Genomic DNA, 21,030 nt, shown 5'->3' with positions numbered 1-21,030 from the left:
GGGAGTTAACCTGCCGACCGACGCCCCCACGCGGTCCCCGCGAGGACGAGTACGCCGCCCATCAGCCCCAATGCGCCAAGCCGTTCACCGCCGAGGGCGATCCCCGCGGCGGCGGCCCACAGAGGCTCGGTGCCGAGCAGCAGGCTGACCCGGGACGGCGAGGTCCGGCGTACCGCCCACATCTGCACGAAGAAGGCGAACAGCGTGCAGAACGCCGAGAGGAAGAGCAGCCCGGCCCACTCCCGCGCGCCGAAGCCCGCGGCCGTGCTCCACGGCGTGGCGTCGGCTCCGGTGGCCAGTACGGCGAACACCGCCACGGCGGCGCCCAGTTGGACAGTGGTGAGCGACAGCGCGTCGGCGCCCTGGACGGACTTGATACGGGACATGGCGAGCACGTGCACGGTCCGGGCGAGGGCCGCGAGGAGCATCAGCAGATCGCCCAGCGAGGGGCGGGTGAAGCCGCCGCCCTGGGTGAGCAGCACGACGCCGAGCACGGAGACGCCGGCCGCGGCGAGGAACGCGCGCGAGGGCCGGACGCGGGTCACCGCCGCTTCTGCGAGCGGCGTGAAGATCATGGTGAGGCTGATGATGAGGCCGGCGTTGGTCGCCGAGGTGTGGACGACGCCGTACGTCTCCAGGAGGAAGATCCCGCTCAGGATGAGCCCGAGCACTCCGGCCCCGCGCCACTGCGCTGCCGTCAGGGCCCGCAGCGACCGCCATCCCGCCGTCACCAGCACCGGCAGCACGATCGCGAAGCGCAGCACCAGCACGGCGATCACCGTCCGTGCGGTGGTGATGTCCTTGGCGGCGAGATAGCTCGCGCCCCACACCACCGCCACGAGCAGCACGGGCAGGTCGGTGAGCCAGGCACGGCGGGGCGCGAGCGCGCCGGGTACGGCGATCGAGGACATGGGAGCGGTCTCCAGCGGTTGTCGCAAGACAGGCAGCGCGGAGACGTCGGCGGCTCCCACGGGGGACGATCACCGTACAGGCGGGGGTGGGTGAGGGCTACACCCTTTTCTTCGGCTGAGCGGTTCCGGGAACGCGCCCGCACTTCCCCGGCAGCGCTCAGTAGCTCCCGTACGTGGGGCGGCCTTCCCGCTCGTACGTGTGGAGGGCGACGCCCGTGCTCGTGATGCTGCCCGCGGCGTGCCGGAACGCGGTGGGGACGGCGCCCTCACCGAAGAGGCGGCGGCCGGCGCCGAGTACGACCGGGAAGCTCAGCAGGTGCAGGGTGTCGACCAGGTCGAGCGCGAACAGGGACTGGGCCAGGGCACCGCTGCCGTGGACCTGGAGTTCGCCGTCGATGCGCTCCTTGAGGGCGGTGACCTCCTTGCCGAGCTCGCCGGCGATCACCGTCGTACCGTTCCAGTCGGCGTGCGTGAGGCTCGACGAAGCGACGTACTTGGGAAGGGAGTTCAGCTGGGAGGCGATCGGGTTGGCCGGGTCGGTGACTTTCGGCCAGTAGCCCGCGAAGATCTCGTACGTCCGCCGGCCCAGCAGGAAGGCGTCCGCGCGGGAGATGACGCCGGTCATGAAGCGTCCGAAGTCCTCGTCCCCGTAAGGAACGCTCCAGCCGCCGTGCTCGAAGCCGCCGCTCGGGTCCTCCTCGGGACCGCCCGGGGCCTGCATGACGCCGTCGAGGGTGACGAAACTGGTGAGGATGAGCTTGCCCATGGCGGGTGCCTTCTTCCTTGTTTCCTTCGGGGGGTCTGCTGTCATCAGGGCAGACCCCATGGGCACCCGCAACTCATCGGTCCACCGGAACTCGGTGTCCGTTCGCCGCCAGTATCTCGGTGCCGCGGCGGCTGAGATGGACGCATGACCTCACAACGAACCATGAACGGCAAAGTGGCCCTGGTGACCGGCGGGAGCCGCGGTATCGGGGCGGCGACGGCGGTACGGCTCGCCCGGGAGGGCGCGGATGTGGCCGTCACGTATGTGCGCGGCAAGGAGGACGCGGACGCCGTCGTACGCGCCGTCGAGGCGCTCGGGCGGCGCGGGGTGGCTCTGCGGGCGGACTCCGCGGAGCCGGAGGAGGCCGCCGGTGCCGTGCGGCGCGCGGTGGAGGAGCTGGGCGGCCTCGACGTCCTCGTGAACAACGTGGGCGTAGGTGTGCTCGCGCCGCTGGACAGTCTCTCCCTCGCCGATGTCGACCGGGTCCTGGCCGTGAACGTACGCGGCGTCTTCCTCGCGTCCCAGGCGGCTGCCTCCCGCATGGACCGCGGTGGCCGGATCATCACGGTCGGCACCTGCATGACACAGCGGGTGCCCGGGCCCGGCGGAACCCTCTACGCGACCAGCAAGTCCGCCCTGATCGGCCTCACGAAGGCCCTGGCGCGGGAGCTGGGGGATCGGGGGATCACCGCGAACATCGTCCATCCCGGGCCGATCGACACGGACATGAATCCGGCGGGTGGGCCGTATGCGGCGGGTCAGGCTTCGATGACTGCGCTGGGGCGGTTCGGTGCGGTGGATGACGTGGCGTCGTTGGTGGCCTATCTGGCGGGGGTGGAGGCGGGGTACGTCACCGGGGCGGAGTTTTCGGTGGACGGGGGGCACGCGGCGTAGAGCCGACTGTATTTCGCCCCCGCCGCCCCTACCCGTCCCATCCCGTTCCTGGGGGCTGCGCCCCCAGACCCCCCTAAAAGATTGCGCAGTTCCCCGCGCCCCTTCGGCGGGGCTGCGCCCCGATTCCCCGCCCACCCCGGTTCGTTTGGCTGCGGGCGCATGGGGGCTGGTCGCGCAGTTCCCCGCGCCCCTAAAAACAACCCGGGGCGGGCGGGGGATCGCGGGGCGCAGCCCCGCGCCGTTAGGGGCGCGGGGAACTGCGCGAGCAACCCCCACCCACCCGCAGCCGACACACAACCCCACGGGGTCTGGGGCGGAGCCCCAGGAACGGGATGGGACGGGTAGGGGCGGCGGGGGCGAAGAACGCTTGTCAGCCGTCGAGTTCCTGGTGGCGGGAGGACAGGTGGGACGTGCCCTCCGGGGTCAGGGAGCCGAACAGGTGGAGTCGGGAGATGCCGCCGTCCGGGAAGATGTCGACGCGCGCGTGGGTGGCGGTGGCGGGCGCGGCGAGGGTGAAGCGGTGGTTGGTGTCGGGCTGGAGGCGGGTCCGGGGGAGTATCTCGGTCCAGTCGCCGTCGTCGCCGTTCTTGACGGACACCGACGCCCAGCCCGCCGAGTTGCCCTTCAGATACGCCGTGTCGATCTCGATCGCACGGATCTCGGACTGCGCCACGAGCTGGTACCGAATCCAGTCGTTCCCCTGGTCCCGACGCCGACGCGTCTCCCAGCCGTCGTCCATCTTTCGGGAGCGCCCCGGCTGAATGGTGTTCGTGGCCGGTGAGTAGAAGAGGTTGGAGGCGTCCTCCACCTGGCCACCGTTCTCCAGGGCGACGACGTCGAAGGTGCCGAGGACGGACAGCCACTTCGGGTCGGGCACGACCTCGCCGTATACGCGAAGACGCGCGACACCCCCGTCGGGGTGCTGGTTGACGCGCAGATGCGTGAAGCGCTGCTCGACGGAGACGGCGAAACCGTTCGCCGCGTGCCCGCCGACCGCCGTGCGCGGCACGAGCGTCGTCCACTTCACGTCGTCCGCGAGCAGCTCCTCCGGCGAGGGGGAGCCCGCGACCGAGACACCCTCGACCGACACCGCCTGCGGATAGTTGCCACGGAAGTGGGCCGTGTCGACCACGATCCCGCGGATCACACCGGGCGCGCCCAGCCGGACCAGCGCCCAGTCGTGGTCCTCGGCCGTCGGCCACGGGTGCTCGGCCGAGACGCCACGGCGCCGCCGCGTCTCCCAGCCGTCCATGATCTTGCCCTTGTGGCCGAAGTGCTCGGGGTCGAACTCGGCGGCCCCGGGCAGCAGAAGGTTCTCGCGCTGGGCGAAGAACTCGTCGTTGGCGGCGATGACACCGGCGCCGAGCTGCCGGTCGGCGAGGTTGGCGTACTGGGTGAAGGGGAAGTCGGCGGTGCGGTAGTCCGCGTACGGGTCGCCTCCTCCGTAGGGGTTCGCGTCGCCGGTGAAGTGAGGTATCGCCGTCACGATGATCGATCTGCCTTTCGAGGGTCGGCCGCTGCGGGTGCGGGGCGTTCAGGGGCTACGGGGGGCAGGGACTATGGGTGGCGGCGGGACAGGAGTTGACCGGTCGGCTCACCGAACTCGCCCTCAGCCACGATGCGTTCGCCGCGCAGCCAGGTGGACTTGACGACGCCGCTGAGGGTCTTGCCCGCGTACGCCGTGACCCGGTTGCGGTGCTGGAGCGCGGCGGGGTCCACGGTGAAGGTCTCGTCGGGCGCGAGGACCGCGAAGTCGGCGTCGCGGCCCGCCTCGATGGCTCCCTTGCGATCGTCGAGGCCGACCAGCCGCGCCGTGCGGGAGGACATCCAGCGGACGACGTCCTCAAGGCCGTATCCACGCTTGCGGGCCTCGGTCCAGACGGCGGACAGGCTGAGCTGGAGGCCGGAGATGCCGCCCCAAGCGGTCGCGAAGTCGTCGGTCTTCAGGTCGGCCGTGGACGGCGAGTGGTCGGTGACGACGCAGTCGATGGTGCCGTCGGCGAGCGCCTGCCACAGCAGGTCCTGGTTGGCGGACTCCCGGATGGGCGGGCAGCACTTGAACTCGCTGGCGCCGTCCGGGACTTCCTCCGCGGTGAGCGTGAGGTAGTGCGGGCAGGTCTCCACCGTGAGCCGTACGCCCTCGGCCTTCGCGGCGGCGATCAGCGGCAGCGCGTCGCTGGACGACAGGTGCAGCACGTGCACGCGCGCGTTGAGCCGCCGGGCCTGGGCGATGAGGTTCTCGATGGCGGTGTCCTCGGCGTCGCGGGGGCGCGAGGCGAGGAAGTCGGCATACTTCTGGCCGCCCTTCTGCGGGGCGGCGGCGAGGTGGTGCGGGTCCTCGGCGTGCACGATCAGCAGGCCGCCGAAGCCGGCGATCTCGGCGAGGGACTGGGCGAGCTGCTCCTGGTCGAGCTCCGGGAACTCGTCCACGCCCGACGGGGACAGGAACGCCTTGAAGCCGAAGACGCCCGCGTCGTGCAGTGGCCGCAGGTCCTTGACGTTGTCGGGCAGCGCGCCGCCCCAGAAGCCGACGTCGATGTGCGCCTTGGAGCGGGCGACGTCCTTCTTGGTACGGAGGTTGTCGACCGTCGTCGTCGGCGGGAGGGAGTTGAGCGGCATGTCCACGAGAGTGGTGATGCCCCCTGCCGCCGCGGCGCGCGTCGCCGTCCAGAAGCCCTCCCACTCCGTGCGGCCCGGGTCGTTCACATGCACGTGGGTGTCGACGAGGCCGGGCAGCAGGACGTCGTCGCCGAAGTCCTCCAGACGGGCACCGGCCGGTACCTCGGCGTCGTGCGCGAGCACGGCCGTGATCTTCCCCGCGGCGACCGCGACCGATGCGGCGCGCGTCCCTTCGGGAGTGATGACGCGCGTCGAGCGCAGCATCAGTTCGACCAATCCGACGTCAGACACCCGGACCCCTCTCTCTGCCGCTGTTGACTCCCGATACCGCGGGTTTACTTCCACGTAACGGAATTCAACGTTCTGTTGAAGGAGTCTTCACTCCGGCCCCCGCGCCGTCAAGGGCTCACCTCTCCACTCTGCCCCGAACGCGCCCCCTCTGGATGTTTCCACAAAGCGGAAGTAGAATTCCAGCAAGCAGAACGTAGCTACGCACCACCCAGGAGTCAACCGAGTCACAGGTAGGCTGCATCACTGCCTGTCAGTCGTGAAAGGACCGCCTCGTGCCGCCGTCCAGCGCCAGCACCACAGACGCCGCCAAGACCCCCGCCCCAAGTGGCGGCGTCCAGTCCCTCGAGCGCGCCTTCGACCTGCTCGAGCGCATGGCGGACGCCGGGGGCGAGGTCGGCCTGAGCGAGCTCTCCGCGAGCAGCGGGCTGCCGCTGCCCACCATCCACCGGCTCATGCGCACGCTGGTGGCCTGCGGTTATGTACGTCAGCAGCCCAACCGGCGGTACGCGCTCGGTCCCCGTCTGATCCGGCTCGGCGAATCCTCCTCCCGGCTGCTCGGCACCTGGGCCCGCCCCTACCTCGCACGCCTCGTCGAGGAGACCGGCGAGACCGCGAACATGGCTCTGCTCGACGGGGACGAGGTCGTCTACGTCGCACAGGTGCCGTCCAAGCACTCCATGCGCATGTTCACCGAGGTGGGCCGCCGCGTGCTGCCGCACTCCACCGGTGTGGGCAAGGCGCTGCTCGCCCACACCCCGGACGCCGAGGTGCGCGCGCTGCTGGGCCGTACCGGCATGCCCGCCGCCACGGAGAAGACGATCACCACGCCGGACGGCTTCCTCGCCGCACTCGACGAGGTACGCCGGCTCGGCTACGCGGTCGACGACAACGAGCAGGAGATCGGCGTCCGCTGCCTGGCCGTCTCCGTGCCCGACTCCCCCACCGCCGCCGCCATCTCGATCTCCGGGCCCGCCGGCCGGGTCACCGAGGCGGCCACCGAGAAGATCGTGCCCGTGCTGCAGCAGGTCGCGGAAGAACTGTCGGTGGCACTGGCCAGCTCGGGTCCCGGGGCCTGATCAGACGAGTACCCGAAGCCGCCCGTCCGCCATCTCCCGTACCGCGTCCGCCTCCCCGAGGTGGGCGCGGTCGTGCGTCACGAGGACGGTGGCCGTGGCGCGCTCGCGGGTGAGCCGGACCAGCAGGTCGAGGACGGCCGCGCCCCGCTCGTGGTCGAGCGCGCTGGTCGGTTCGTCGACGAGGAGCACGGACGGCTCGTTGACCAGCGCGCGAGCGATGTTCACGCGCTGCCGTTGACCGCCGGAGAGCTGGTGCGGACGCCGGTGCGCCAGGTCGGCGAGCCCCACCGCCGCCAGCAACTCCCTCGCCCGGTCCGCCACATGGCGCCGTCCGTCCAGGTGGCCCATCACCTGGAGCTGCTCCAGCGCCGTCAGCGAGGGCAGCAGGTTCGGCTGCTGGAAGACGATGCCGATCTCACGCCGCCGCAGCACGGCCCGTTCGGCGGGGCTCAGCGTCCCCGTCTCCGTACCGCCCACGAGGACGCGTCCGCGGTCCGGCGCGACCAGGGTCGCGGCGACCGCGAGCAGACTGGACTTGCCGGAGCCGGACGGGCCGACGATCGCCGTCATGGTCCCGGCCGGGACGTCGAGGCCGACCCGGTCGAGGGCGGTCAGCCGGCCGTCGCCGTCCGGATAGGTGAGGGTGACGTCGGCCAGGGACAGACACAAGGACAGGCTCATCGGGCACTCCCCAGTGCGGTCAGCGGGTCGACGGCGGTGATCCGCCGGATGGACAGGCCCGCGCCGAGCGCCCCGAGGGCGATCATCACGGCGGCGGGCCCGAGGACGGTCGGCGCGTCGAGGACGAACGGCACGTCGCCGCCCCGCACCAGCCCGCCGATCGCGGTGGCGAGTCCGGTGCCGAGGAGCGTCCCGGCGGTGAGCATCAGCACCGCCTGGCCGAGCGCGTCGCGCAGCAGATACGGCGTGGAGGCGCCCAGCGCCTTCAGTACGGCGATGTCACCGGACCGCTGGATCGTCCACACCGTGAAGAACGCCCCTATGACGAGCGCAGAGATGACGAAGAGGAAGCCGCGCATCAGCTGGAGCGAGCCGTTCTCCGCACGGTAGGAGCCGATGGCGGTGCGGGCGTCGTCCTTGGTGAGGGTCCTGGTGCCCGCGGCCCGGTCGCCCGCCGCGAGGTCGGCGCCGTCGGTGCGCAGGGCGACCACGGTGGCTTCGCCGGACAGGGCGGTCCACACCACCGGCGTATGGCTGTACGAGGCGTCGCCGGAGACCGCCGCGACGGTCCGCTCGGAGCCGCCTAGCCGTACCCGGTCTCCGGCTCCGACGCGGAGCTCGGCGGCGGCCTTCTCGGAGAGCACGATCCGGCCGGGGCCGACACCGTGCGGGGCGATCCCGGAGTCCGGCCGCACGGCGAACGTCGACACCGCGGCCGTACGGTCCCCGGCGGCCGCGTTCAGCGTGCGGATGCCGATCGGCTCCGCCGAGGTGACGCCCGGCCGCCGGTCCCACGTCCGCCACACACGCGTGGGGACCGCCGAGTTGGTGAAGGACACCGACTGGCCGTCCGGCGGCGCGGCGAAGGCGAGATGGTCGGCGGGCAGGCCGGTGATCGCCGAGGTGTTCTCCTTGGCGAGCCCGGCGGTCAGCCCGGACAGCAGCCCCACGAGCAGGGTGATCAACACGACCACGGCCCCCATGAGGGTGAACCGCCCCTTGGCGAACCGGAGGTCTCTCCATGCGACGAACATGCCCCCACCCTGCGGCCCGGGCGGTGTCCGGGGCATCGCGCCACGGCATGGTTCACCCGAATCGAAGGAGGGAGGCCGTGCCGCCGAAGGACGGAGGCCGTGTCGTCGCAGGAGTGAGCCGACGACACCGATGGGCGGACCCCGCGCCGCCGAAGTACGGGGCCCTCTTTCAAACTTTCGGTTGACCGGGGCCCGCTCGCGTCCGCCTACCCTGGAACGACCATGGACGTCCTCCGCCGCTCCCCCGTCGTCGCCACCCTGCGCCTGTGCCTGTACGCACTGCTCGCGGGGCTTCTGGTGCTGGCCGCGGTCCGTGCCGGGGACAGCCCGCACCCCCTGGCCGTGGTCCTGTCGGCCCTCGGGATGGGCACGGTGTTCGCGGCGGGCGTGTGCACCCCGGCGGTGCACCGCTCACGGGGTGCGGCGGCGGTGTGGCTGGCCGCCCTGAGCGCGAGCTGGCTGGTGCTCCTCACCCTCTCGCCGGACGGCCTGTGGGCGGCGTTCCCCCTCTACTTCCTGCAGTTGCACCTGCTGCCCGTGCGCGGGCGCCTGCCCGCGGTCGCCCTGACGGCCGCGGCGGCCATCGCGAGCTTCCTGGCGCACGGCTCGCACCTCACGCCGGGCGCGTTCATCGGCCCGCTCCTCGGGGCGGCGGTAGCGGTCGCCACGGTGCTCGGATACGAGGCGCTGTACCGCGAGAGCGAGCGCCGCCGTGAGCTCATCGAGGAGCTCATCGCCACCCGTGCCGAGCTGGCCGACGCCGAGCGCACCGCGGGCACGCTCGCCGAGCGGGAGCGGCTCGCCCACGAGATCCACGACACCCTCGCGCAGGGCCTGTCCAGCATCCAGCTCCTGCTGCGCGCCGCCCAGCGCCTGCTGCCGGCGGACTCCCCGGCGGCCCCGCACATCGAACAGGCCCGCTCGACCGCCCAGGACAACCTCGCCGAGGCCCGCCGTTTCGTCCGCGCCCTGACCCCGCCCGACCTGGAACACGGCTCGCTCGCCGGAGCCCTGGAGCGGCTGTGCCGGTCGCGCGCCGTCGACGCCCCGACGATCCGCTTCTCGGTGAGCGGCCCCCCGGCCGAACTCCCGACCCCGTACGAGGTGGCTCTCCTGCGGATCGCCCAGTCGGCGCTCGGCAACACACTGCGGCACGCGCGCGCCGGCCGCGCCGAGATCACGCTCAGCTTCATGGACACGGCGGTCGCCCTGGACGTCGTGGACGACGGGGTCGGCTTCGCCCCCGATGCCGTACGGCCGCAGGGGGACCGGGAGGACGGCGGTTTCGGTCTGCCCGCGATGCGCACGCGCGCGGAGTCGCTGGGCGGGACGTTCGCCGTCGAGTCGGCGCCGGGGCAGGGCACGGCGGTGGCGGTCACGCTCCCGCTGCCCGTCGCCGGGGAGCGGGTTCCTCGGCCGGCCGACACCAAGCGGCTTGCCCGGCAGCCGGCCGACACGGACCGGATCGCTCAGCCTGCCGGCGCGGACCGGATTCCCCGGTCCGCCGACACGGACCGGCTCCCGCCCGCGCGTGCCGCCGGGAGCCGGGCATGACCATCCGCCTGCTGCTCGCGGACGACCATCCCGTCGTACGCGCCGGACTGCGCGCCGTCCTGTCGGCCGAGCCGGACTTCGAGATCGTCGCGGAGGCACCGACGGCGGAGGCCGCGGTCGAACGCGCCGGGGCGGGTGGCGTCGACGTCGTCCTCATGGACCTGCAGTTCGGTCCCGGTATGCACGGCGCGGAGGCCACGGCGGCGATCACGGCTCGTGCCGGCGCGCCCCGCGTCCTGGTACTGACCACGTACGACACCGACGCGGACATCCTGGCCGCGGTCGAGGCGGGCGCGGCGGGCTACCTCCTCAAGGACGCCCCGCCCGAGGAGCTCTCCGCGGCGGTGCGCACCGCCGCCTCGGGCCACTCGGCCCTCGCCCCCACGGTCGCCGACCGCCTGATGGACCGCATGCGCACCCCGGCCGCCGCCCTGAGCCGCCGCGAACTGGAAGTCCTCGAACTCGTCAAGGACGGCCTGTCCAACCAGCAGATCAGCAAGCGTCTGTTTCTGAGCCAGGCGACGGTGAAGTCCCATCTGGTGCACATCTACGCCAAGTTGGGCGTGGACTCGCGCACGGCGGCGGTGGCGGCTGCCACCGAACGGGGCGTCATCCGGCGCAGAGGCTAGCGACCCGGGCGGTCACCGGCGCGGCGGTTCCCCGAACAGTTCCACCGCGCTGCGGACGTGGCCGAGGCTCGTCGCCAGGGCACTGACCGAGCCGATCGCGCCCGCGATCAGGAGCAGGGAGCGGCGCAGCCGGGGGATCTCGGGGATACCGCTGACGGCCATGGCGGCCAGCGCCGCGAGTTCGTCCTCGGCGATGCCCCGGTCGGGGAACTCGGCGGGATGCGCGGCGAGTTCACGGCGCAGCCGGGAGACGGCGGTACGCAGTTCCGCCACCCTCGGGTCCTCGTCGCTGCCGGTCACTGGCCTCTGCCCCAAGCTCCGCAACACAGCTCTCCCCCCTCGCACGCCGTTGTGCGCCCATCGTTCGCGTCCGCCCCAGCTCCCCATGGCGGTGGTCGGACGCCGGGGGACGCGGGCCAGTAAACGCCTACCTGCGCGCCGGGCGCCACTCCGCGGACCGAAATTCAGCCCATGGACACCACAGGGCCTGCCCGGGTTCCGGGGCGCGCCCGGGCCGGGTCGGGTATGCAGGGGACATGACGGAGAACAAAGACCAGGTGGCCGGGCTGTTGCTGGCGGCCGGCGGCGGGCGGCGCCTCGGGGGCCGCCCCAAGGCACTCCTGTCCCACCGGGGGCGGCCCCTTGTCGAACACGCGGTCGCGGTCCTGCGCGCGGGCGGCTGCACCCGCGTGCACGTGGTCCTGGGCGCCCAGTCCGATGCCGTACGACAGCGGGCCTCGCTGCCCGGGTGTGTCCTCGTGGACAACCCCGAGTGGGAGGAGGGGATGGGTTCCTCGCTGCGGGCGGGGCTCGACTCGCTGGCGGGCACGGGGGCGCCGGCCGCGCTGGTGTCGCTGGTCGATCAGCCCGGGATCGGGCGGGAGGCGGTGGCCCGGGTTCTCGCCGCGTACGAGTCCCCGCTGTCGCTCGTGGCGGCGGCGTACGACGGGGAACGCGGCCATCCGGTGCTCTTCGGCGCCGGCCACTGGGCCGGAATCGCGGCAACCGCGACGGGCGACCGGGGGGCACGCGCCTATCTGAAGGCCCACGAGGACGCGATCACGCTCGTCGAGTGCGGGGATGTGGCGCAGGCGTACGACATCGACACGGAGGGCGATCTGATCCACCTTGAGTAAGCATGGTGGCACCGAGCGCCACTTTGCCTCGACCCGGAGAATCTCGACATCAACAAACCATTGAACTTCCACCATGAGGAAACTAGTATCCACTGCTCAGAAGGGCTGGACCGCCTCGCAGGCTCGGTCAGCCGCTTCAGGTGCCCGTGGCACCCAGTGCCGTATGTACGCAGCTCGCTGAAGGAAGTGACAGCTCATGTCCGCACCAGCGCCGTCCTCGCTGGCCATCGTCGACGCCGAGCCCCTGCCCCGGCAGGAAGAGGTCCTCACCGACGCGGCCCTCGCCTTCGTGGCCGAGCTGCACCGGCTGTTCACGCCCCGGCGTGACGAGCTCCTCGCCCGCCGCGCGGAGCGCCGCGCCGAGATCGCCCGCACCTCCACGCTCGACTTCCTCCCGGAGACCGCCGCGATCCGCGCGGACGACTCCTGGAAGGTGGCCCCCGCTCCGGCCGCCCTGAACGACCGCCGTGTCGAGATCACCGGCCCCACCGACCGCAAGATGACCATCAACGCCCTCAACTCGGGCGCCAAGGTCTGGCTCGCGGACTTCGAGGACGCCTCGGCGCCCACGTGGGAGAACGTGGTCACCGGCCAGCTCAACCTGATCGACGCGTACACGCGGAACATCGACTTCACCGACCCGAAGTCCGGCAAGTCGTACGCCCTGAAGGCGAACGACCAGCTCGCGACCGTCGTGATGCGCCCGCGCGGCTGGCACCTGGGCGAGCGACACCTCGTCGACGCGGACGGCAAGGCCGTCCCGGGCGCGCTCGTCGACTTCGGCCTGTACTTCTTCCACAACGCGCAGCGTCTGCTCGACCTCGGCAAGGGCCCGTACTTCTACCTCCCGAAGACGGAGTCGCACCTGGAGGCCCGCCTCTGGAACGACGTCTTCGTCTTCGCGCAGGACTACGTCGGCATCCCGCAGGGCACCGTCCGCGCGACCGTCCTGATCGAGACGATCACGGCCGCGTACGAGATGGAGGAGATCCTCTACGAACTCCGCGACCACGCCGCCGGCCTGAACGCGGGCCGCTGGGACTACCTCTTCTCCATCGTCAAGAACTTCCGTGACGGCGGACAGAAGTTCGTGCTGCCGGACCGCAACGCGGTGACGATGACGGCCCCGTTCATGCGCGCGTACACCGAACTCCTCGTCCGCACCTGCCACAAGCGCGGCGCGCACGCGATCGGCGGCATGGCGGCGTTCATCCCCTCGCGGCGCGACGAAGAGGTCAACAAGGTCGCCTTCGAGAAGGTCAAGGCCGACAAGGACCGCGAGGCGGGCGACGGCTTCGACGGCTCCTGGGTCGCGCACCCGGACCTGGTCCCGATCGCGATGGCCTCCTTCGACGCCGTCCTCGGCGACAAGCCGAACCAGAAGGACCGGCTGCGCGAGGACGTGTCGGTCGCCGCCGGTGACCTGATCGCCGTCGACTCGCTCGACGCCAGGCCCACGTACGACGGTCTGGTCAACGCCGTCCAGGTCGGTATCCGCTACATCGAGGCCTGGCTGCGCGGCCTCGGCGCGGTCGCCATCTTCAACCTGATGGAGGACGCGGCGACCGCCGAGATCTCCCGCTCGCAGATCTGGCAGTGGATCAACGCGGGTGTCGTCTTCGAGCACGACGGAAAGACCGTGGCGGCCACCCCGGAGCTGGCCCGCGAGGTCGCCGCCGAGGAGCTGGCGAACATCCGCGCCGAGATCGGCGAGGAGGCCTTCGCGGCGGGCAACTGGCAGCAGGCGCACGACCTGCTGCTCACGGTGGCGCTGGACGAGGACTACGCGGACTTCCTCACCCTGCCCGCGTACGAGCAGCTGGCCGGCTGAGCCGAGCCCGTCTCACTTCTCCGAGTGGCCCAGGGACTTTTCCGGGGCCACTCGGTCGCGTACGAGCCTCTTCACCGCCGTGGGCTCGGGGAAGCCCTGTTCACGGCGGTCCCAGACGACCTCGTCGCCGACCCGTACGACAAAGACACCACCAGTGCCGGGCTTCAGGGAAAGCTCGGTCAGCTCGGTCTCGAACGTGGTGAGGAGTTCCTGGGCGAGCCAGGCGGCGCGGGGCAGCCAGCGGCACTGGGTGCAGTACTCGATCTGGACGCGGTGGCTGTTCTCCGTGCTCAAGCGCGTGTTCTCCGTCGTCGAGCGAGTGTTCTCCGTGGTCATCCGAGGTGCACCGACCAATCCTGTTCCGCCGCCGGTTTGCCGTGCAGGTCCGGGACCCGCTTCAGCCAGTCCGGCCGGCCTTCCTGGGTTTTCGCCGCGCGGTGGGCGTCTTCGGCGGCGAGCTCCTCCCGGCTGGGGAAGTCCGTGGGGAGCCAGGCCGCGGACGCCCGCACCCGGGCGTGCAGATAACCGACGTAGGCCTCGCGGACCTCGTCGGGGGTCCCGAAACCGGGCTCTTCCGTGAGCCACGCGTCGGGGACCTCGGCCAGCACCGCGCGCAGGAGCTCCTCGGTCACCAGCGGGGCGAGTACGGCGTCCGCGGCCCGTGTGTCCGGGGTGTAGCCGCCCAGCGCGTGGCGCCGGAAGTCGTACGCCTTCTCCGGCGACGAGGCGTCCCAGCGGTGATGGAAGACGAGGGCCGCGCCGTGGTCGATGAGCCACAGTCGCGGGGGCGCGATGCCGAAGGTGGGCCAGATCATCAGGTTCGAGCTGTGCACCGTGCGGTCCACGTTGACCGTGAGGGCGTCCAGCCAGATCACCTTGCCCGCCTCCAGCGGGTCGACGGCGAACGTCTTGGCGATCTCCGGGGTGAAGTCCTTCGCGCCCGACAGATAGTCCATGCCGAGGTTGAGTCCGGCGCTGGCCCGAAGGAGGTCCTGCACCTCCTGGTGGGGCTCGTGCTCGCCGACCGCCGGGTCGAAGTGCACGAGGACCAGCTCGGGGAACCGCAGCCCGAGAGCGCGCGCCAGCTCACCGACGATGATCTCGGCGACCAGCGCCTTGCGGCCCTGCGCGGAGCCCGTGAACTTCACGACGTACGTCCCCAGGTCGTCGGCCTCGACGATTCCGGGCACGGAGCCGCCCGCCCTCAGCGGGTTCACGTATCGAACAGCAGTCACGTCGCGCAGCACACTGGCCAGCGTAAAGCAGCGGGCGGCGAATGCCTGAGCGGGAGCCGACGGCGGCGGGGGGCAGGACGGGCGACCACCGGACACGGCGCCGCTTCGAGGCAGACGATCAGCTCGCCGTCTCCCGGAGCGGATTGGGCAGGGGCACATAGCGCGCGTCCGCGCCGTCCGCGCCCGTCCACCGCAGCAGCAGGTTCGTCTTGCCGGGGAGGGTGGGCGAGGCGAGCAGGCCGGCGATCTCGGGGAGGCCGTGGTCCGCGTCGTAACGGATCAACTCCCGGCGTACGGCGGGCCACAGGTCCACGCCCGGGTGGAGTTCGGCGAGGAGCGCGGCGAGTTCGACGAGGTGGTTGACGATCAGGCAGTACACGAGGCGTTCCCAGCCGGCCGCGCGCGTCACCCCCGGCAGCACCTTCACGCCTTCCGCGTCCCGGAACAGGGCCTGTACGGGCATGCCGTCGGCGTCGACCGCCACCAGCGTGTTCTGCACATGTGCCTCGATGACGACTCCGTGGCGGTCGAACGCCTCCAGCACCGGAGGCACGACCTGGCGCAGATACGCCGCCCACCAGGCGGACGGGTCGGTGAGACCGTCGAGGGGGCTGCCGTCGAAGCCCTCCACGAGGGCGGCCGCGAGGAGCGGGGTCGCGCCGGGCACCAGGTGGTCGCGCAGTCCGTCGCGGACGAGGACGGCGAGCTCCTCGAAGGCGAAGCCGGCGGTGCGGTAGCCGCGGTCGCTCAGCCAGGCGGCGGGACCTCGCGACGCGGCGAACGCCGAGGCGGTCACCTCGTCGGTGCGGCGCATCTTCAGCAGATCGTGCCGCCACAGCCGGCGAATGTCGTTGGTGATGCGCACATCGAGGCTGAACTTCACGAACAGGTCGTCGTCGGGGGCGTACAGCGTGCGGATGGCGGCCGTCGGCCACAGGGGTCGTGCGGTGCGCCCCAGCCGTACGAGCCGGCCGTCCGCGAAGGCGTCCAGGATCTCCGGGCGCGCGCCCACCAGGTCGAGCTGCCAGGGATGGGCGGGGAGCAGCCGGTACCCGGGCGGGGCCTCCCCGAAGACGTCGAGCGCCGTCGTGTCGCCCTCCTCGACGACCGCGTCCTCGCGTACGGCGAGCAGTTCCAGCGGGAAGCGGGCGTACGCCTCGGGCGCGTACGGCAGCCAGCCGGTGACCGGGCCGCCGCCGCGGGCCTTGGGGGCGGGGTGGTACGGGTGCCCGGTGATCAGGGACTGTTCCGAGCGCAGATACAGGTCGTCGGGCGGGGTGGTGCGGGCACGTGCGGTGAGCAGCGCGGCCACCGCGTCGCGGCTGTCGGTCATCTCGGTGGGCAGTTCGGAGCTGGACAGGCCGGTGCAGCGGCGCAGCTCCTCGGCGGTGAGTTTGACCAGCTCGGTGTGGGTGAGCCGGTGCCAGGCACCGTCGGCGTACACCTCGGGTTCCATGGGTCGCCGGACGCCCCGCACCCGCAGCAGCCGGCCGCCGGACGGGAGCCGGTACACACCGGGCTCCTGCGCGCGCTCCGCCACCTCCCGCAGGAGACAATTGAGCAGCGGCGCGGCGGCGTACGCGTCGGCGGTCTCTTCGATCGTGCCCCTGTCGAGCGGGGGGAGCTTGGGGGGCATGGAGTCCACGCGATCCATTCGTTCCATACGGTGCACTGGTGATCAGTATGTCTGCGCACTGGTGATCAGTATGTCTGCCGTCGCGGACGACCGCGACGCAGTCCCCGTACCCAAGGAGCCCGACCGTGCACCGTCCCTCCCCGCCCGAGGCGGAGGCCGCGCTCGCCGACGAACTGAGCGTCGTACGCCCCGCCCTGTCGGCGCCGTACGCGCGGGCGCTGCCCGGCGCCCGGGCGGCCGTGCTGACCCGGCTGTGGCGGGCGCTGGCGCATGAGCCGCTGCCGTGGATCGCGCGCCGCGAGCCGGGGCGCGACGGTCTCACGCTCCATCTGACCGACGGCCGACGGCTGCACGGCCCGCACGCCGACCCGTACGCCACCGCCGCGTACGTCACCGAAGTGCGGCTCGACGAGCGGTCGTACGACCGTCCGGCCCGGCTGGTCGACGCCCTCGCGGTGCCGCACGGCCTGGCCTTCGCGGCCGAACTCGACCACAGTGTGGCCTCCTTGGCGCTGTCCCGGGCGGGTCAGCCGGCGTCCGGCCGGGAGCCGGAGAGCGGCTGGGAGTGGGAGCAGCGGGTGGTCGACGGGCATCCGTTCCACCCCAACTGCCGTTCCCGGCCCGGGTTCTCGGTGGCGGAACAGCTCGCGTACGGGCCGGAGCACCGGCCGGTGGTGGAGCTGGGTCTGGTGCCCGTGGAGGACTGTGTCGTCAAGGGCGAGTGGCCCAAGTGGCTCCGGGACGAGGAGCGCGTCCTGATCCCGGTCCACCCCTGGCAGGCGGCCCATGTCCTGATCGGCGCCCCGTCCCAGGGAAGTGTCGCCGCGCATCCGCTGATGTCGCTGCGCACTCTCGCCCTCCCCGACGGCCCGCACGTCAAGACGGCTCTGAGCGCCCGGCTGACGTCCTCGGTCCGGGACATCTCGGTCTACTCGATCGAGACGTCGGCGACGGTCTCGGCGTTCGCGCAGGACATGGCCGCCCGGACCGACGGCCTGCTGCACGTCACCCACACCCTGGGTGCCGCCACGTCCGGCTCCCCCAATCTGGCGGCGGTGCTGCGCGAGTCCCCGGACGTGTACGCGCGTACGGGCGAGCGGGTGCTCCCGGTGGCCGCCCTGGCGACCACGGAACTCCCCCGGTCGCCTTCCTGGCTGGCGGACTTCACCCGCCTCGCCGTCACCGTCTGCCTCCGCCTGCTCGACCTGGGCGTGGCCCTGGAAGCGCACGGCCAGAACCTCCTCGTCGTCCTCTCCCCCACGGGCGCCCCTCTCCGGCTCGTCTACCGCGACCTCGCCGACATCCGGGTCAGCCCGGCCCGCCTGACCCGTCGCGGCGTTCCGGTCCCGCCCCTGGCCGGGCGCACGGTCACGGACGATGAAACCGCCCTGCGGCGCAAGCTGTTCGGTTCCCTGGTGGGCGGCACGCTGGGCGCGACCGCGGGATCGTCCGACGTGCTGCGCGAGGCCCTGGAGTCCGTCGTACCCGATCTGCCCCGCACCGCGGACCTCGGCGCCCTCCTTCACGAACCGCTTCCGACCAAGGCGCTGACCTTGATGCGGCTGTCTCCGGACACCTCCGGCGACATCTGGACGCGGCTTCCCAACCCGCTCGTCACCCGCTCGTTTTGAAGCACGGCACGTTTGATCAATAGGATCCGCCGATGATCACAAGACAACGGCTGGCAGCAGGAGTCTGCGCCCTGCTCGCCGCCCTGACGGCCGGGATCGCCTTCCCGGCCGGAGCGGTCGCCGACGAAACGACGGCGGCCGCCCCCAAGGTCGAACTCGTACTGGACGTCAGCGGTTCGATGCGGGCCAAGGACATCGACGGCGGGTCGCGGATGGCCGCGGCCAAGCAGGCGTTCAACGAGGTGCTCGACGCGACACCCGAGGAGGTGCAGCTCGGCATCCGCACCCTCGGCGCCAACTACCCCGGCAACGACCGGAAGACGGGCTGCAAGGACACCGCACAGCTGTACCCGGTGGGGACCCTGGACCGCACGGAGGCGAAGACCGCCGTCGCGACCCTCACGCCCACCGGCTGGACGCCCATCGGTCCTGCGCTGCTGAAGGCGGCCGACGACCTCGACGGCGGTGACGGCACCCGCCGCATCGTGCTGATCAGCGACGGTGAGGACACCTGCCAGCCGCTCGACCCGTGCGAGGTGGCCCGCGAGATCGCGGCCAAGGGCATCGGCCTGACCATCGACACCCTCGGTCTGGTGCCGGACGCCAAGACCCGCGACCAGCTCAGCTGCATCGCGGAGGCGACCGGCGGCACCTACACCTCGGTGCAGCACAAGGAGGAACTCTCCGACCGAGTGGGCCAGTTGGTGGAACGGGCCGCCGATCCGGTGGTGACGCCGGTCGCCGTGGACGGTGCCGGATCCTGCACGAGTGCCCCGGCGCTGAAGTCCGGGCTGTACACGGACCGCGAGGAGTTCGGGCAGCACCGCTACTACCGGGTGGACGTCAAGCCGGGCCAGGAGCTGCGCGCCTCGGTGAGCATCGCCGCCGACCGTCAGGTCAACCAGGACCACGGGGTGTTGGTGCGGGCGGTCACCGTGCACGGTCGCGAGATCGTGCGTGGCGAGGCGGCGGGCAACGGCCGTACCGATGTGATCTCGACCGGTCTGCGCTACCCGAAGGCCGAGAGCGACGACGAGAACGCCGCGGCCGAGACCGTGTGTCTGCAGGTGTCCAACTCCTTCTCGGCGGCGAGCGGTGTGAAGACCACGCCCGGTATGCCGCTGGAGCTGACGGTCGACGTCGTCGACGGGCCCGACCAGGCGGGCGACGTGGCCTCGTTCGGCCTCGGGCGCGGCTGGTGGCTGCTCGGCGCCCTTGTGCTCACCGGCTTCCTCGCGGGTGTGCTGTGGGGCTGGATCTCGCGCTGGCGGGTCGCGGTCTGGAGGACCAACTGATGCGAGTCCGACGTATGTTGACCAAGACGACGATGACGGCGAAGACACTGCTCATGCTGGGCGTCGCCGCGACCCCCGCACTGCTCGGGGTGTCCGCTTCCCCCGCCGTCGCCGACTCCTCGCCCTCGGCGAGCCCGTCGGACGACGGCGGCGCGCCCACCGAGGCCGGTACGTCGTTCCGTACGGCGACCGAGATCGAGCAGGGCCAGCAGGCCACCGCGAGCGGGTCCACGGGTGACTACCTGTACTGGTCGTTCCCCGCGGACGCCGGCCAGCGGCCCACCGTGAAGGCGACGGTGAAGCTGCCCGAGGCCTCGACGCGCAAGGCCGCCGAGACCTGGCAGATCGACGTGTACGACGGCCTGCGGCGCCGCCAGGCGTGCCAGTACGGGGCGCAGACGCGGACGGCGGCGAGCGACGCGGCCTCCGTGGACCTGTCCTGCACCCTGCGCACCGTCCGCGCCTGGTCGGACACCTGGGCCAACGACCCGCTGCCGGGCACGTACTACATCCGGCTGACCGCCACGGGCCTTGGCTCCTCCGACCTGGGTCTGCCGGTGAGCACCGAGGTGAAGGTCGACTCCAAGGACATCGGCGGCGCGGCGGCGGTCGACGGCTCGCTCGCCAAGCCGCTCGTCCCGGGCATCGCGACAAGCGCCGAGCAGTCCGACTCGGACTCCGACTCGACGACGGCCGCACTGTCCTCGATCGAACCCGACGACGGCTGGTCCTCCGGCTGGTGGTCCGACCGCTGGGTATGGACCGCGATCGGCGGCATCCTCGCGGCCCTCGCGGGCATCGGCGGCTACGCACTGACACGGGGTTCAGGACGACCTTCGCGCATGCCACCGGGCGCCTGACTCTTCAGCGAACGCCGGACGGCCTGATCTTTCAGCCCGTCCGGCGTTCGAGGACGAGGCCGTTCAGGCCGAAGGGGGTTCTGGGGGCGCGCGCAGCCCCCGGAAGGGACGCGGGGGTCTGGGGGCGCAGCCCCCGGAAGGGGCGCGGGGAACTGCGCGCCCAGCCCCCACCCACCCGCACCCGACACACAACCGAACGGGGTCGAAGGGGCAGAGCCCCTGGGGATGGGACGGGTAGGGGCGGCGGGGGCGAAAACCCCCTACGTCACCCCTCCCGCAACACCTTGGCCACGGCCCCCTCCCCCGTCACCTCAACCCGCCCCGCACGCACAGCCTCCAGCAGCCCCAACACCCCCCGACTCACGGCCTCACACGTCTCCGTATCAAGCGCCAGCCGGGCATCCGGCTCCTCCGGAGCGGGCCCGTCCCCACAGACCGGCCCCTCCCCGCCCCCGAGCCACACATGGAACGTCCCCTCGTCCAGCCGGACTTCGACGAGCCCCTCCCCCGCCCCTGCCCCCCGCAGCCCCCGCAGCAGTGGCAACGCGAACCAGTGCGCCCGCACGGCATCGGTGGGCCGCCGCTCCCCCAGCGCGGGCGCACCCCACTCCCCCAGCGCCTGGAGCACAGGAAGCAACTCCCGCCCACGCCCGGTGAGTTCGTACACGTACGCCGCACCCGGCGGCGGAAGACGCCGCCGCGTGGTCAGCCCGTCGCGCTCCATGTCCTTGAGCCGGGAGGCGAGGACGTCGGTGCTCACGCCGGGCAGGTCGGCGTGCAGATCGGTGTAGCGGCGCGGTCCGCCGAGCAGCTCGCGGACGATCAGGAGGGTCCACCGGTCACCGACGGCGTCGAGGGCCCGGGCGGCGGAACAGTACTGGTCGTAGCTTCGGCGAGGTGACATGCGACGCAGTCTAGCTATCTTGTTGGACTTTCCAAGCAGCTACTTGG

20 protein-coding genes are annotated in these 21,030 nt (G+C 71.9%); 9 read left to right on the top strand and 11 right to left on the bottom strand.

The window, feature by feature from the left end; genetic code table 11:
* Positions 1-5: 5 nt before the first annotated feature.
* Entirely contained in the window at positions 6-911 is a 906-nt protein-coding gene (locus OG975_RS38155) for a DMT family transporter (RefSeq protein ID WP_406334040.1), read from the bottom strand.
* A gap of 157 nt (positions 912-1,068) precedes the next feature.
* Positions 1,069-1,677, bottom strand: a complete 609-nt coding sequence (locus OG975_RS38150) for a dihydrofolate reductase family protein (protein WP_406334039.1) — start codon at positions 1,675-1,677, stop codon at positions 1,069-1,071.
* 144 nt (positions 1,678-1,821) lie between these two features.
* Between OG975_RS38150 and OG975_RS38145 the strand changes: the two genes are divergently transcribed.
* Positions 1,822-2,571, top strand: a complete 750-nt coding sequence (locus OG975_RS38145; RefSeq protein ID WP_406334038.1) for an SDR family oxidoreductase — start codon at positions 1,822-1,824, stop codon at positions 2,569-2,571.
* Between the two features lie 370 nt (positions 2,572-2,941).
* Here OG975_RS38145 and alc read toward each other — a convergent pair whose 3' ends face one another.
* Together alc and allB are read right to left on the bottom strand one after the other, a co-directional pair.
* On the bottom strand, positions 2,942-4,057 hold the full coding sequence (gene alc / locus OG975_RS38140) for an allantoicase (protein ID WP_406334036.1): 1,116 nt from the start codon (positions 4,055-4,057) through the stop codon (positions 2,942-2,944).
* Between the two features lie 71 nt (positions 4,058-4,128).
* Entirely contained in the window at positions 4,129-5,454 is a 1,326-nt protein-coding gene (gene allB / locus OG975_RS38135; RefSeq protein WP_406336659.1) for an allantoinase AllB, read from the bottom strand.
* Positions 5,455-5,753: 299 nt separating this feature from the next.
* Between allB and OG975_RS38130 the strand changes: the two genes are divergently transcribed.
* A complete protein-coding gene (locus tag OG975_RS38130; RefSeq protein WP_406334035.1) occupies positions 5,754-6,557 on the top strand; it encodes an IclR family transcriptional regulator in 804 nt (267 codons plus the stop codon).
* Here OG975_RS38130 and OG975_RS38125 read toward each other — a convergent pair whose 3' ends face one another.
* Both OG975_RS38125 and OG975_RS38120 read right to left on the bottom strand, forming a co-directional pair.
* Complete coding sequence (locus tag OG975_RS38125) at positions 6,558-7,226, bottom strand: ABC transporter ATP-binding protein (protein WP_406336657.1); 669 nt, start codon at positions 7,224-7,226, stop codon at positions 6,558-6,560.
* 8 nt (positions 7,227-7,234) lie between these two features.
* A complete protein-coding gene (locus tag OG975_RS38120) occupies positions 7,235-8,272 on the bottom strand; it encodes an ABC transporter permease (RefSeq protein WP_406334034.1) in 1,038 nt (345 codons plus the stop codon).
* Positions 8,273-8,494: 222 nt separating this feature from the next.
* Between OG975_RS38120 and OG975_RS38115 the strand changes: the two genes are divergently transcribed.
* The gene (locus tag OG975_RS38115; protein WP_406334033.1) at positions 8,495-9,826 is read left to right on the top strand and encodes a sensor histidine kinase; all 1,332 of its coding nucleotides are present in this window, start codon (positions 8,495-8,497) and stop codon (positions 9,824-9,826) included.
* Complete coding sequence (locus OG975_RS38110; RefSeq protein ID WP_406334032.1) at positions 9,823-10,455, top strand: response regulator; 633 nt, start codon at positions 9,823-9,825, stop codon at positions 10,453-10,455. The genes OG975_RS38115 and OG975_RS38110 overlap by 4 nt, the downstream gene beginning before the upstream one ends.
* A 12-nt stretch (positions 10,456-10,467) precedes the next feature.
* Here OG975_RS38110 and OG975_RS38105 read toward each other — a convergent pair whose 3' ends face one another.
* The gene (locus OG975_RS38105; RefSeq protein ID WP_330308300.1) at positions 10,468-10,782 is read right to left on the bottom strand and encodes a DUF5955 family protein; all 315 of its coding nucleotides are present in this window, start codon (positions 10,780-10,782) and stop codon (positions 10,468-10,470) included.
* Between the two features lie 209 nt (positions 10,783-10,991).
* Here OG975_RS38105 and OG975_RS38100 point away from each other — a divergent pair, with 209 nt between their 5' ends.
* Positions 10,992-11,591 (top strand): NTP transferase domain-containing protein, encoded by a 600-nt coding sequence (locus tag OG975_RS38100; RefSeq protein ID WP_369263473.1) that lies wholly within the window; start codon positions 10,992-10,994, stop codon positions 11,589-11,591.
* A gap of 196 nt (positions 11,592-11,787) precedes the next feature.
* Positions 11,788-13,422 carry a malate synthase A gene (aceB, locus tag OG975_RS38095; protein WP_406334031.1) on the top strand — a complete coding sequence of 545 codons (1,635 nt, stop codon included), beginning with the start codon at positions 11,788-11,790 and terminating at the stop codon, positions 13,420-13,422.
* A 12-nt stretch (positions 13,423-13,434) separates the two neighbouring features.
* Here aceB and OG975_RS38090 read toward each other — a convergent pair whose 3' ends face one another.
* The 3 genes from OG975_RS38090 to OG975_RS38080 form a co-directional block, all read right to left on the bottom strand.
* Positions 13,435-13,716 (bottom strand): SelT/SelW/SelH family protein, encoded by a 282-nt coding sequence (locus OG975_RS38090; RefSeq protein WP_327432879.1) that lies wholly within the window; start codon positions 13,714-13,716, stop codon positions 13,435-13,437.
* A 38-nt stretch (positions 13,717-13,754) separates the two neighbouring features.
* Entirely contained in the window at positions 13,755-14,669 is a 915-nt protein-coding gene (locus tag OG975_RS38085) for a HipA family kinase (RefSeq protein ID WP_406334030.1), read from the bottom strand.
* A 106-nt stretch (positions 14,670-14,775) separates the two neighbouring features.
* Positions 14,776-16,293, bottom strand: coding sequence for an IucA/IucC family protein (locus tag OG975_RS38080; RefSeq protein WP_406334029.1), 1,518 nt, complete (start codon positions 16,291-16,293; stop codon positions 14,776-14,778).
* A 125-nt stretch (positions 16,294-16,418) separates the two neighbouring features.
* Between OG975_RS38080 and OG975_RS38075 the strand changes: the two genes are divergently transcribed.
* From OG975_RS38075 to OG975_RS38065, 3 genes are read left to right on the top strand one after another with little or no spacing between them, the layout of a single operon-like run.
* On the top strand, positions 16,419-17,924 hold the full coding sequence (locus OG975_RS38075; RefSeq protein WP_406334027.1) for an IucA/IucC family protein: 1,506 nt from the start codon (positions 16,419-16,421) through the stop codon (positions 17,922-17,924).
* 32 nt (positions 17,925-17,956) lie between these two features.
* A complete protein-coding gene (locus OG975_RS38070; RefSeq protein WP_406334025.1) occupies positions 17,957-19,219 on the top strand; it encodes a VWA domain-containing protein in 1,263 nt (420 codons plus the stop codon).
* Positions 19,220-19,272: 53 nt separating this feature from the next.
* Positions 19,273-20,079 (top strand): hypothetical protein, encoded by an 807-nt coding sequence (locus OG975_RS38065; protein WP_406336655.1) that lies wholly within the window; start codon positions 19,273-19,275, stop codon positions 20,077-20,079.
* Between the two features lie 265 nt (positions 20,080-20,344).
* On the opposite strand, the gene OG975_RS38060 is transcribed toward OG975_RS38065, so the two are convergent.
* Positions 20,345-20,983: a winged helix-turn-helix transcriptional regulator gene (locus OG975_RS38060; protein WP_406334024.1), complete on the bottom strand. Its 639-nt coding sequence runs from the start codon at positions 20,981-20,983 to the stop codon at positions 20,345-20,347.
* Positions 20,984-21,030: the final 47 nt, after the last annotated feature.

Source organism: Streptomyces sp. NBC_00203 (genome assembly GCF_045206325.1).
In the GTDB taxonomy this organism is placed as follows: Bacteria; Actinomycetota; Actinomycetes; order Streptomycetales; family Streptomycetaceae; genus Streptomyces; species Streptomyces lutosisoli.
The sequence above is the reverse complement of the archived record's forward strand: the minus strand, read 5'-3'. Positions and strand labels throughout refer to the sequence as shown.